Source organism: Mesorhizobium sp. B2-4-17 (assembly GCF_006441275.1).
Taxonomy (GTDB): Bacteria; Pseudomonadota; Alphaproteobacteria; order Rhizobiales; family Rhizobiaceae; genus Mesorhizobium.
Map to the genome: position 1 here is coordinate 19,525 of NZ_VFUX01000053.1, position 12,069 is coordinate 31,593.

Sequence of the window (12,069 nt, forward strand, 5' to 3'; positions counted from 1 at the left end):
GAATCGTTGACCCGCTCTAGCCCTTTGTTTTTACGCAATCCCGGACGGAAAACCGCTACGCACTTTTCCTGGAATTGCTCTAGTGGCGGACGGATAATCCAAAGCCCTGCATCAGCCGGCTGACGGCGAAATCCGCCTTGCCGGAGGTGAATACTGCGATATCGGGCTCGCCTTGCGGCGGCGATCCATCGAGAGGCGGCAACAGCGAAAGGGATCGCCGGGCAATCGCTTCGGCCGGATCGATCCAGTCGACCGGCCAGGGCGCGGTCTTGCGCATGCGGTTGACCAGAAAGGGGTAGTGTGTGCAGGCCAGCACCACGATGTCGGTCCTGAGACCGTCATGTTCCATGAAGCAGGGCGCGATCTCGGCGCGCACGGCCTCCTCATCGACAAAGCCCTCGCGCATATAGACTTCGGCAAGCCCCGCCAGCCGATCGCTGCCGACCAGGCGGACATGGCATTTCTGCGCCCATTTGCTGATCAGGTCGCGTGTGTATTGCCGCTTCACCGTGCCCGGCGTCGCCAGCACCGAGACCAAGCCCGAACGCGTGCGCTCGGCCGCCGGCTTGACCGCCGGCACGGTGCCGACAAAGGGATGGCCAGGAAATCTGTCGCGTAGCGCATCAATCACCAGCGTCGAGGCGGTATTGCAGGCGATGACGGAAATTGCCGGCGCAAAGCGGTCGAGCAGCTTGGCGAAGAGATTGAGTATGTGGGTCCGCAACGCCGGTTCTTCCCAGGCACCGAAAGGAAAAGCCGCATCGTCCGCGACATAGATGAAGCGCCGGTCCGGCATCAGCACGCGCGCCTCGCGCAGCACTGTCAGCCCGCCGACGCCGGAATCGAACATCAGGATCGGCCGCTCAGTCATTGTCGGTTGCCTTGCCACCCAGCGGCGGCGCGTCGTTGTCGTCGCCATTGGCGTCAGGCGCCGGGCGATCGATTTCCGCCTTGCGTACGCGCGCGGCGGCGGCCGGCAATCGCCTCGGATCGTCGCCGGGGGAGCCGTCGCCGCGCGGCATGGCCGGTGAAAACCTGTCGAGGGAAGAAATGATACCGCGCAGCACTTTCAGTTCCGGCTCGGCAAAGCCGGCCCGCGTCAGCACGGCGCGCAGATTGTCGACCATCTTCGGCTTCTTCGGCGCGGGGCGGAAGTAACCGCGCGCTTCGAGCGCGCCCTCCAGATAGGCGAACAGGCCGTGCAGTTCTTCCTTGCTTGCCGGCTTCATGTCCGGACCGGCAAAGTTGGTTTTGGTCTCGTCTTCCAGGCCGGACTTCATCCACTCGTAGGACATCAGCAGGGCCGCCTGGGCGATGTTGAGCGAGGAGAAATCAGGATCGACCGGAAAGGTGACGATCTCGTCGGCGAGGCCAACCTCGTCATTGTAGAGGCCGAAGCGCTCGCGGCCGAACAGGATGCCGGTGCGCTGCCCCATTCCGTGACGGGCCCGCAGCACCCTGCCCGCCTCCACCGGCCCGCGCACGGCTTTGAAGCCATCGCGCTGCCTGGCCGTGGTCGCGAAAACAAAGTTCAGGTCGGCAAGCGCCGAGGCCAGATCGTCGAACACTGTGACGGCATCGATGACATGGTCGGCGCGGCTGGCGGCGGCGCGCGCCTTCTCGCTCGGCCAGCCGTCGCGGGGATTGACCAGGCGAAGTTCGGACAGGCTGAAATTGGCCATGGCGCGGGCGACCATGCCGATGTTCTCGCCGAGCTGCGGCTCTACAAGGATGATCGCCGGACCGGCGGCTGAAGCGCTATCGGGATTTTTGGTGACAGGCATGATGTCAATGAACTGCTGTTTGCGGCATTTCAGCGTCCCCTGCCATATTCGGCCGCGAAAATGAAGCATTCGCAAATGGCGACCGCCCAGGCTCCAATTCGTGACCGATCGCCGTTTGCGCCGCCAAAAGCGCTTTGATATACGGGCGGCATCCCCCGGCCGAATGCCATGCTGGCAAGGCCGTTCATTCCCAGCAACGAGGCATTCTTTCCATGGCGAAGATCAAGGTGGCGAACCCGGTCGTCGAACTCGACGGCGACGAGATGACCCGCATCATCTGGCAGTTCATCAAGGACAAGCTGATCCACCCTTATCTCGACCTCAAGCTCGAATATTACGACCTCGGCATCGAACACCGCGACGCCACCAACGACCAGGTGACCATTGATTCGGCCAATGCCATCAAGAAATACGGCGTCGGCGTGAAATGCGCGACCATCACCCCCGACGAGCAGCGCGTCGAGGAATTCAAGCTGAAGAAGATGTGGAAGTCGCCGAACGGCACCATCCGCAACATCCTCGGCGGCACCATCTTCCGCGAGCCGATCATCATGAAGAACGTGCCGCGCCTGGTGCCCGGCTGGACCAAGCCGATCATCGTCGGCCGTCACGCTTTCGGCGACCAGTACCGCGCCACCGATTTCCGCTTTCCCGGCAAGGGCAAGCTGACGATCAAGTTCGTCGGCGAGGATGGTCAGGTGATCGAACACGACGTGTTCGACGCGCCCGGCGCCGGCGTCGCCATGGCCATGTACAATCTCGACGAGTCGATCCGCGAATTCGCGCGCGCCTCGCTGAACTACGGCCTGCTGCGCAACTACCCGGTCTATTTGTCGACCAAGAACACCATCCTCAAGGCCTATGACGGCCGCTTCAAGGACATCTTCCAGGAGGTCTACGAGGGCGAATTCGAGGCCGAGTTCAAGGCGAAGAAGCTGTGGTACGAACACCGCCTGATCGACGACATGGTGGCCTCCAGCCTGAAATGGTCGGGCGGCTATGTCTGGGCCTGCAAGAACTATGACGGCGACGTGCAGTCCGACACGGTGGCGCAGGGTTTCGGCTCGCTCGGCCTGATGACCTCGGTGCTGATGACGCCGGACGGCAAGACGGTCGAAGCGGAAGCCGCGCACGGCACCGTCACACGCCACTATCGCCAGCACCAGAAGGGCGAGGAGACCTCGACCAACTCGATCGCCTCGATCTTCGCCTGGACGCGCGGTCTCGCGCACCGCGCCAAGCTCGACGACAACGCCGAACTGAAGCGTTTTGCCGAGACGCTGGAAAAGGTCTGCATCCAGACCGTCGAGTCCGGTTTCATGACCAAGGACCTGTCGCTGCTGATCGGCCCCGACCAGCCCTGGCTCTCGACCACCGGTTTCCTCGACAAGATCGACGAGAATTTGCAAAGGGCGATGGCGTAGCCCGAATTTCCACACGCCGAAGGCTCCGAAAGGAGCCTTCGCTTTTTGGCCAACGAGAGCAAAAGCGATGGCTGGCAGCGTGACCAAACCGGTTCTCTACGGCGCGGACTATAGCGTCTACGTGCGCATCGCACGGATGGCGCTGGACGAAAAGGGTATCGACTACGAGCTCGTATCGCTCGACATCTTCGCCGCTGACGGCATTCCGGCGTGGTTTCTCGAACGCCATCCGTTCGGCCGCATTCCGGCTTTCGAGCACGATGGTTTCCGTCTCTTCGAGACCAGTGCGATCGCGCGCTATGTCGACGAGGCGTTCGACGGTCCGGCGCTTCAGCCGGCGAATGCGCGCGGCCGCGCCAGGATGGGCCAGATCATCGGCATGCTTGATGCTTATGGTTACAAATCGATGGTGTGGGACGTCGCCGTCGAGCGGCTGGAGAAGGAGCGACCGGACGAATCTTTGATCGCTAGCGGTCTGCGCCAAGCAGAAACCGTGCTCACAGTGCTGACCTCCCTCAAGGCCCAAGGATCCTGGCTGCTTGGCGAGCAGCTGACGCTGGCCGATCTGCACGCGGCGCCGATTATCGGCTATTTCGTCAAGGTTGCCGACGGGCGCGAGTTGTTGGCGCGGTTTGCTGACATAAGCGACTGGTATGCGCGCATCGCCGCTCGCCCGAGCTTTGCCAAAACCGAGAAGGTCGGTTAGCACCAAGCTTGGAGGCCACGCTCAGGAGAGGGAGGCTACAATCTGATCTCGGGCCGGGTCACCATCAGCCAGAGGATTGCAAGCACCGCGGCAAAGGCTGGAAAACCGCAGACGAACCAGATGCGGAAGAGGCGCTTTTCCTCGTCCGGCAACGGCGCGTTTTCACGTGCCGCCTGCCGAGCCAGATCACGTATGCGCAACTGTATCCAGACAACCGGCAGCCAGAACGCGCCGGTTACGACATAGAGCAGCAAGGAAAGCACGATCCAGCCCTGCGACAGCGGCCACCCGATCTCGCGGGCCAGAAGCGCGCCGGTGATTGGCTGGACCACAACAGCCGTGGCGGTGAAGATGGCATCGGCGATGACGACGGTGCCTGCGACATGGGCGACGATCTCGGGCCGGCCGGTACGCTGCGCCATGAGCATGAAGAAGGCAATTCCAGCGCCAGTGCCGAACAGCACCGTTGCACCGATGACATGCACCCAGCGCAGAATGTCGGCCCAGAGGTTCATCGCTCTTCCAGGATCGCCAGCGCCACCAGGACGAGGCAGAGCGCGGGTACGGTCTTGACCAACGGTCCGAGCGGATCGAGCCAGATATCGGGAGCAAGCACGGTCGCTGCGCCAAGATAAACCAAGGTGATGGCAATCATCGCCATCAGCCCCGCCCGAGCCAGCCAACGTACCAAAACGGCGGCGCCGACCAGGATGTCGGCGACGCTTCCGGCGAGAACCATCCAGAGCGCAAGAGCGGGCGACAGGCCGCGCGATGCCAGAATGTCCGCAGCTGCATCCTGTCTGATGAAGCCGACGATGCCGGAGGCCAACCAGAACATCGACAGGACGGCAAACACGACCGGTTTCAGCAGCCACAGGCGCGCAAACCACCTCTCCTGAACATGTGCGGGCATTGCCGCCAGCGTAGCTTCCAGCGACTGCGGGGGACGGCCGGTAATTTCGGTCCAGGCCTTGGCGTTGCCGGTAACGCCTTGCTTCAGCGCGGCAAGTGCCGCACTGCGCAAGGGAGACCGCCACCCGAGAGCGCCAAGTCCATCGGCGATGCCGCTGGCGAGCCTCCCGACGATTGCCGGCACCGTCACGACCGGCGCCTTGGGCAGGCCGAGCCAAGCACGAAACTCAAGCAGGACGTCGGCAAGAGGCCTGGCCCGTTGCTCGACCAGATCGATAATCTGCCCGCGTGCCAGACGTCCGGCGACCGCACGCGATACCGCCTCGGCGACATCCGTTACCGATACGGTCTGGATCGGCCGATCCGCCAACGTTACGGGGATAATTGCTGGACTCGCGGCAAGCGCGCGCAACAAAGCCGTCCCGCCATAGGCGGCGGGCGCGATGACCAGACCGGGCCGCAGGATCGTCCAGTTCAGAGACGACGAAGCGACGGCGCGGTCACCTTCCGCCTTGGTCCGGAAAAAGGTGCTGTCGGAAGCGATATCTGCGCCAATCGCGGAAATCTGTACCAACTGGTTCACACCCACCTGTTCACAGGCGGCGATGAGCGCGGCGACCGAACGCCGGTGGATCGCATCCAGCTGATCACGAGGACCATCCTGCAAAGCGCCTGCGGCGTTCACCACCACTTCCACGCCGGCAAGCAGGGGAATCCAGTCGGCCGCTGAGAGCAGTCGCGACATATCCGCCGCGATCCACTGGACGCGGGGTCTGCGGCGCCGCGCCTGTCCGATATCGCGGCCCAGGCCGAGTAGGTGGTGGCCGTCTTGAAGCAACCGTTCAAGGACGGCCTCTCCGATCAGTCCGTAGCCGCCTAGAACGAGGACGTTCATCGGACTTTCATGCTGCTTCGAGCGCCGCCCTCACCGCCGCGATCGCGTCATTGGCCTTCGACGCGTCCGGGCCGCCAGCCTGCGCCATATCAGGCCGGCCGCCACCGCCCTGCCCGCCCAATGCGGCGGACGCCACGCGCACCAGGTCTACGGCGCTGAAGCGGCCGACGAGGTCATCGGTCACGGCGACGACGACGCTCGCCTTGTTGTCCTCGCTGGCGCCGACAAAGACGACGACGCCGGAGCCGAGCGAGGTCTTGCCGGCATCGGCCAGCGGCTTCAGATCCTTCGGCGAAACACCGGAGACCGCCTTGCCGAGGAAGCCGACGCCCGCCACCACTTCGTTTTCAGCTGGCGCACCAGCCCCCGCACCGCCCAGCGCCAGTTTCTTGCGCGCTTCGGTCAGTTCCTTCTCGAGCTTCTTGCGCTCTTCGAGCAAAGCCTCGACACGCGCCGGCACGTCGGCCGGTGAAATCTTCAGGGTCGCCGCAGCCGTCTTAAGGCGCCGATCCTGCTCGTCGAGATGCTTACGCGCGGCTTCGCCGGTCAGCGCCTCTATCCGGCGCACACCGGCGGCGACCGCGCTGTCCGAGACGATGCGCACAAGGCCGATATCGCCGGTCGCCCTGACATGCGTGCCGCCGCAAAGCTCGACCGAATAGGGCCGGTTGGCCTTGGCGCCATGCAGTCCAGTGCCCATCGACACGACGCGCACCTCGTCGCCGTACTTCTCGCCGAACAGCGCCATGGCGCCCTCGGCAATGGCGTCGTCGACCGACATCAGCCGCGTGGTCACCGGGCTGTTCTGCACGACGATCTCGTTGGCCATGCGCTCGACTTCTTCGAGTTCCTCGGCCGAGATCGGCTTGTTGTGCGAGATGTCGAAGCGCAGCCGCTCGGGCGCGACCAACGAGCCCTTCTGGGCGACATGGGTGCCCAGCACTTCGCGCAACGCCTCATGGATGAGATGCGTCGCCGAATGGTTCGCGCGCAACCTGGAGCGCCTGTTATGGTCGACCTTCAGCTCGACGGCGGCGCCCGTCTTGACCGTGCCGTTAATCACCTTGCCGATATGCACGAACAGCCCATCCGCCTTCTTCTGCGTGTCGGAGACCTCCATCGAGAACCCCTCGCCCGAAATGACGCCGGTGTCGCCCATCTGGCCGCCGGATTCGGCATAGAACGGCGTCTGGTTGACAACCACGGCAACAGCTTCACCCTTGCCGGCGCTGTCCACGGTCTTGCCTTCCCTGACCAGCGCCTGGACGAGACCTTCCGCTTGCTCTGTCTCATAGCCGAGGAATTCGGTGGCGCCGGTCTTCTCGCGGATCGGGAACCAGACCGTCTCGGTCGCGGCCTCGCCGGAGCCTGCCCAGTGAGCGCGCGCCTCGGTCCTCTGCCGTTCCATCGCGTCGGTGAAGCCGGCAAGATCGACCGAGATGTTGCGCTGCCGCAGCGCGTCCTGCGTCAGGTCGAGCGGGAAGCCATAGGTGTCATAAAGTTTGAACGCAGTCTCGCCGTCCAGCATGTCGCCGGCATGGAGCTTTTCCGTCGCCTCCGACAGCAGGCCAAGGCCGCGCACCAGCGTCTTGCGGAAGCGGGTTTCCTCGAGTTTCAGGGTTTCGGTAATCATCTCTTCGCCGCGCACCAGCTCGGGATAGGCCTGGCCCATCTCGCGTACCAGCGCCGGCACCAGCTTCCACATCAGCGGATCGCGGGCGCCGAGCAACTGCGCATGGCGCATGGCGCGGCGCATGATGCGGCGCAGCACATAGCCGCGGCCTTCGTTCGACGGCAGCACGCCGTCGGCCACCAGGAAGGAGGACGAGCGCAGGTGATCCGCAATGACGCGATAGGACGCCACCGTTTCCGCGTCAGGCGCGCGCCCAAGCGCGGAGGATGCGGCATCGATCAAGTGCCGGAACAGGTCGGTCTCGAAGACGCTTTCCACCCCTTGCAGGACGGAGGCCATGCGCTCCAGGCCCATGCCAGTATCGATCGACGGGCGCGGCAGGTCGATGCGCTCGTCCTTCGTCACCTGTTCATACTGCATGAAAACCAGGTTCCAGAATTCGAGGAACCTATCGCCGTCTTCCTCGGGACTGCCGGGAGGTCCGCCCCAGATATGCTCGCCTCGATCGATGAAGATTTCCGAGCACGGCCCGCAAGGTCCGGTGTCGCCCATAGCCCAAAAATTGTCCGAGGTTGCGATGCGGATGATGCGATCGTCCGAGAAACCGGCAATCTTCTTCCAGAAGCCGGCCGCCTCGTCGTCGGTGTGATAGACGGTGACCAGCAGCTTGTCCTTCTTCAGCCCGAACTCCCGGGTGATCAGGTTCCAGGCAAGCTCGATGGCGCGCTCCTTGAAATAGTCGCCGAAGGAGAAATTGCCGAGCATCTCGAAGAAGGTGAGATGGCGCGCGGTGTAGCCGACATTGTCGAGGTCATTGTGCTTGCCGCCGGCGCGAACGCTCTTTTGGGCGGTGGTGGCGCGCGAATAGGTCCGCTTTTCCAAACCGGTGAAGACGTTCTTGAACTGCACCATGCCGGCATTGGTGAACATCAAGGTCGGATCGTTGCGCGGCACGAGTGGGCTCGAGGCCACGACCTCATGGCCCTCCTTGCGGAAATAGTCGAGAAATGTCGACCGGATCTCGTTCACGCCACTCATGACTGCTGCCTTTTCGCGAAAACGCCGGCACAGCCGGCGGAAAACTGGTCTCTGCGTCTTAGAAAATAGACTTGGCCTTTTAGCGGGCACGCCCGACCCTGTCCAGAAACACGGAATTGGGCCAATCCAGGAGCTTACCGGTCTGCCGAAAACGAAAACCGCCGGCTCGAAGGCCGGCGGTTTGGAACGCGGTACTAAAGAACTCGGTTACTTAAGCATCAGGTGATAGGCTGAATTTATGGCCGAACTCTGGCCATTGCCCTACATCGCGCCGGCTTCGTCCTCAAAACCGTCTTCGCCACCTTCAGAACCGCCATTTTCAAGGAATTTCTCGGCGATCAAGCCGGCGTTCTGCCTGAGCGCCAGTTCGATCTCGCGCGCGGTGTCGGGATTGTCGCGCAGGAACAGTTTTGCATTCTCGCGGCCCTGGCCGAGGCGTTGCGAATTGTAGGAGAACCAGGCGCCCGACTTCTCGACCACACCAGCCTTGACGCCAAGATCGACCAGTTCGCCGGTCTTGGACACGCCTTCGCCATACATGATATCGAACTCGACCACCTTGAAGGGCGGCGCCAGCTTGTTCTTGACCACCTTGACGCGGGTCTGGTTGCCGACGACCTCGTCGCGGTCCTTGACCGAGCCGATGCGGCGGATGTCGAGGCGCACCGATGCATAGAATTTCAAAGCGTTGCCGCCCGTGGTGGTTTCGGGCGAACCGAACATGACGCCGATCTTCATGCGGATCTGATTGATGAAGATGACCATGGTGTTGGAACGTGAGATCGAAGCGGTCAGCTTGCGCAGCGCCTGGCTCATCAGCCGGGCCTGCAGGCCGGGCAGCGAATCGCCCATCTCGCCCTCGATTTCTGCTCGCGGCGTCAACGCCGCCACCGAATCGACCACCAACACGTCGATGGCGCCGGAACGCACCAGCGTATCGCAGATCTCCAGCGCCTGCTCGCCGGTGTCGGGCTGCGAAATCAGCAGGTTTTCGAGATCGACGCCGAGCTTGCGGGCATAGACAGGATCGAGCGCGTGCTCGGCATCGACGAAGGCGCAGATGCCGCCCTTCTTCTGGGCTTCAGCCACGGTGTGCAGGGCCAGCGTCGTCTTGCCAGAGCTTTCCGGCCCGTAGATCTCGATGATGCGGCCGCGCGGCAGGCCGCCGACGCCGAGCGCGATGTCGAGGCCGAGCGACCCGGTCGGCACTGTTTCGATCTCGACGACCTGCTCGTTGGCGCCGAGCCGCATGATCGAGCCCTTGCCGAAAGCCCGCTCGATTTGCGACAGCGCCGCATCCAGAGCCTTTGATTTGTCCACTGCCTTATCCTCTACAAGCCGCAAAGTATTCTGAGCCATGATACATCACCCCTTGGTCGTCAATGAAGGCCGGACAATCCGCAATCCCTGTCATTTTGTACCTTTTTTGTTCTCATTTGGCAAGGGGAGACAACCAACTGAAAAACAAGAGATATCCTGATCTGTTCTTTTTTTGTCTCGCAGACCGAGGCAGCGATGTCCTCGCATTGGGCCAGACGGCTCGATTGTATCGATCCGCCGAATCGCTGCCTTGCATGCGAAGCTCTGTCGCGCAGTGTAGCGCTTGTGTGGCGCCAATAACAAAGGTCATATCGCCGCCATGGTGAAATCCGCGAAGATACTGGCCGTGGGCGGCGCCCATATCGATCGGCGTGGCCAGGTGGCCGGCCCGTACGTGCCAGCGGCGTCCAATCCCGGCACAATGCGCGAGGATGTCGGCGGCGGCGTCTTCAACGCGTTGCGCAGCACGGTGCGCCGAGGTGTCTCGGCTTCGCTGCTGTCGGTGCGCGGCGGCGATGCCGCGGGCGATATCGTGTCACGCGGTATAGCGGAAGCGGGCATTAAAGACCTGTCGGCAGTGTTCCTCGATCGCACCACGCCGAGCTACACGGCGCTGATTGACCGCGAGGGCGAGTTGATCGTCGGCTTTGCCGACATGGTGCTTTATGATCTGGCCTTCCCCAAGCAGATCAGGCGCTCCAAGATGCGGGAGGTGGTCGCCAACGCCGACGCCATCCTGTGCGACGCCAATCTGCCGGCGTCGGCTCTGGAGCGGCTGGTCTCGCTCGCCGCCGGCAAACCGGTTTTCGCCATTGCCATTTCGCCGGCCAAGGTGACGCGGCTGATACCGGTGCTCGGCGAACTGGCGCAGCTCTTCATGAACCGGCGAGAGGCCGTTGTACTGGCTGGCGTCAATTCGAGTGCCTCCGAGCGAGAGATGATCGACGGGTTGCGATGCAACGGGCTTGCCAGTGGCGTGGTCACGGCAGGCAGCGCGCCGGTGCTGGGCTTCGATGAAGCAGGCGCTTTTTCGATCCTGCCGCCTGCCCCGAGGAAAGTCGCCGATGTCACCGGCGCCGGCGACGCGCTAGCGGGTGCGACGGTCGCGGCGCTGCTGCGCGGCCTGCCGCTGCGCCGCGCCCTGCGCGAAGGCGTCGCGGCGGCAACGCTGGCTATCGAAAGCACCAATGCCGTGCCCGAATTCACCGCGGCAAGCTTCGCGGAAGCGCTGGCCCTTGTGCCGGATGCGCGGGAAGTGGCATGAGACCGGCAAATTCATAGCGCCGCAGGGACGTTCACGCGTCCTGATGGATGCGCCGCGATTGGAGATTCGATTTGACCCCAGAGACCGCCCGCCCCTTTATCGATGTCCACGCTCCCGTGGCGCAAGCCCTGGCCGCCGGACGCCCGGTGGTGGCGCTGGAGAGCACCATCATCACCCATGGCATGCCCTACCCCGACAATGGCGCCATGGCGGCCAATGTCGAAAAGATCATCAGCGATGGCGGTGCCGTGCCCGCGACCATCGCCGTGGTTGGCGGCCGCATCAAGATCGGTCTTTCCGACGGCGAGCGTGAATCGCTGGCCATGACCGGCGATGCCATGAAGCTGTCGCGCGCCGACCTCGGCTTTGCAGTGGCGCAAGGGCGCACCGGCGGCACCACGGTCGCCGCGACCATGATCGCGGCGCATATGGTGGGGATAAAAGTGTTCGCCACCGGCGGCATTGGCGGCGTGCACAAAGGTGCGGAAAAGAGTTTCGACATTTCCGCCGATCTCGATGAACTGGCGCGCACGCCGGTCATCGTCGTCTCGGCCGGCGTCAAGGCTATCCTCGATATCGAAAAAACGCTGGAGGTGCTGGAAACGCGCGGCGTGCCCGTGGTTGGCCATGGCTGCGAGACGATGCCGGCCTTCTGGTCGCGGCAGTCGCCGTTCCGCGCGCCGCTGACGCTGGACGCGCCGGAGGACATCGCGCATTTCTACAAGACGCGGGCAGCGCTCGGTCTCGGCGGCGGCGTGCTGATCGCCAATCCGGTGCCAGAAAACCATGAAATTCCGGCGGAAGAGATGGCCGGCTATATCGAGGCCGCGCAGAAGGCTGCGGAAGCGCAGAGAATAGCGGGCAAGGCGGTGACGCCGTTCCTGCTGGGAAAAATCCTGGAACTGACCGGCGGCCGGAGCCTGAAGACCAACATCGCGCTGGTCGAGAACAATGCAAGATTGGCGGCGAAGATCGCCAAGGCGCTGTAGGGTTCAAATGTGAGGCGGTGCAAGAATTAGAGCGTCGGGCGAATAGGGTGAACCGTTGGGATTCCCTTTTCGACTGAAGTCTGATTCCTATGGATGCGGAGGTG

Annotated in this window: 10 protein-coding genes; 4 read left to right on the forward strand and 6 right to left on the reverse strand. The window is 63.2% G+C overall.

What is annotated here, in order from left to right:
* Positions 1-79: 79 nt before the first annotated feature.
* Positions 80-871: a glutamate racemase gene (gene murI / locus FJ548_RS28640; RefSeq protein ID WP_140779643.1), complete on the reverse strand. Its 792-nt coding sequence runs from the start codon at positions 869-871 to the stop codon at positions 80-82.
* On the reverse strand, positions 864-1,784 hold the full coding sequence (locus FJ548_RS28645) for an RNA methyltransferase (protein ID WP_140779644.1): 921 nt from the start codon (positions 1,782-1,784) through the stop codon (positions 864-866). Before FJ548_RS28645 ends, murI begins: the two co-directional genes overlap by 8 nt.
* 212 nt (positions 1,785-1,996) lie before the next feature.
* On the opposite strand from FJ548_RS28645, the gene FJ548_RS28650 reads away from it, so the two are divergent.
* Together FJ548_RS28650 and FJ548_RS28655 are read left to right on the forward strand one after the other, a co-directional pair.
* Positions 1,997-3,208: an NADP-dependent isocitrate dehydrogenase gene (locus FJ548_RS28650; protein ID WP_140779645.1), complete on the forward strand. Its 1,212-nt coding sequence runs from the start codon at positions 1,997-1,999 to the stop codon at positions 3,206-3,208.
* A 79-nt stretch (positions 3,209-3,287) separates the two neighbouring features.
* A complete protein-coding gene (locus FJ548_RS28655) occupies positions 3,288-3,914 on the forward strand; it encodes a glutathione S-transferase family protein (RefSeq protein WP_140779646.1) in 627 nt (208 codons plus the stop codon).
* Positions 3,915-3,949: 35 nt separating this feature from the next.
* Here FJ548_RS28655 and FJ548_RS28660 read toward each other — a convergent pair whose 3' ends face one another.
* From FJ548_RS28660 to recA, 4 genes are all read right to left on the reverse strand, one after another.
* On the reverse strand, positions 3,950-4,429 hold the full coding sequence (locus FJ548_RS28660) for a DUF2269 domain-containing protein (protein ID WP_140762242.1): 480 nt from the start codon (positions 4,427-4,429) through the stop codon (positions 3,950-3,952).
* Positions 4,426-5,721: an SDR family oxidoreductase gene (locus tag FJ548_RS28665; protein WP_140779647.1), complete on the reverse strand. Its 1,296-nt coding sequence runs from the start codon at positions 5,719-5,721 to the stop codon at positions 4,426-4,428. The genes FJ548_RS28660 and FJ548_RS28665 overlap by 4 nt, the downstream gene beginning before the upstream one ends.
* 7 nt (positions 5,722-5,728) lie before the next feature.
* A complete protein-coding gene (alaS, locus tag FJ548_RS28670) occupies positions 5,729-8,392 on the reverse strand; it encodes an alanine--tRNA ligase (protein WP_140779648.1) in 2,664 nt (887 codons plus the stop codon).
* A 261-nt stretch (positions 8,393-8,653) separates the two neighbouring features.
* Positions 8,654-9,751 (reverse strand): recombinase RecA, encoded by a 1,098-nt coding sequence (gene recA, locus FJ548_RS28675; RefSeq protein ID WP_140609410.1) that lies wholly within the window; start codon positions 9,749-9,751, stop codon positions 8,654-8,656.
* 280 nt (positions 9,752-10,031) lie between these two features.
* On the opposite strand from recA, the gene FJ548_RS28680 reads away from it, so the two are divergent.
* Entirely contained in the window at positions 10,032-10,976 is a 945-nt protein-coding gene (locus FJ548_RS28680) for a carbohydrate kinase family protein (RefSeq protein WP_140779649.1), read from the forward strand.
* Positions 10,977-11,047: 71 nt separating this feature from the next.
* Positions 11,048-11,965, forward strand: coding sequence for a pseudouridine-5'-phosphate glycosidase (locus FJ548_RS28685; RefSeq protein WP_140779650.1), 918 nt, complete (start codon positions 11,048-11,050; stop codon positions 11,963-11,965).
* Positions 11,966-12,069 lie beyond the last annotated feature (104 nt).

Bases quoted from the DNA above. Each gene is read 5' to 3' on its own strand.
- murI (WP_140779643.1), bottom strand. From the start codon at position 871: ATGACTGAGCGGCCGATCCTGATGTTCGATTCCGGCGTCGGCGGGCTG.
- alaS (WP_140779648.1), bottom strand. From the start codon at position 8,392: ATGAGTGGCGTGAACGAGATCCGGTCGACATTTCTCGACTATTTCCGC.
- FJ548_RS28650 (WP_140779645.1), top strand. From the start codon at position 1,997: ATGGCGAAGATCAAGGTGGCGAACCCGGTCGTCGAACTCGACGGCGAC.
- FJ548_RS28660 (WP_140762242.1), bottom strand. From the start codon at position 4,429: ATGAACCTCTGGGCCGACATTCTGCGCTGGGTGCATGTCATCGGTGCA.
- recA (WP_140609410.1), bottom strand. From the start codon at position 9,751: ATGGCTCAGAATACTTTGCGGCTTGTAGAGGATAAGGCAGTGGACAAA.
- FJ548_RS28680 (WP_140779649.1), top strand. From the start codon at position 10,032: ATGGTGAAATCCGCGAAGATACTGGCCGTGGGCGGCGCCCATATCGAT.
- FJ548_RS28645 (WP_140779644.1), bottom strand. From the start codon at position 1,784: ATGCCTGTCACCAAAAATCCCGATAGCGCTTCAGCCGCCGGTCCGGCG.
- FJ548_RS28665 (WP_140779647.1), bottom strand. From the start codon at position 5,721: ATGAACGTCCTCGTTCTAGGCGGCTACGGACTGATCGGAGAGGCCGTC.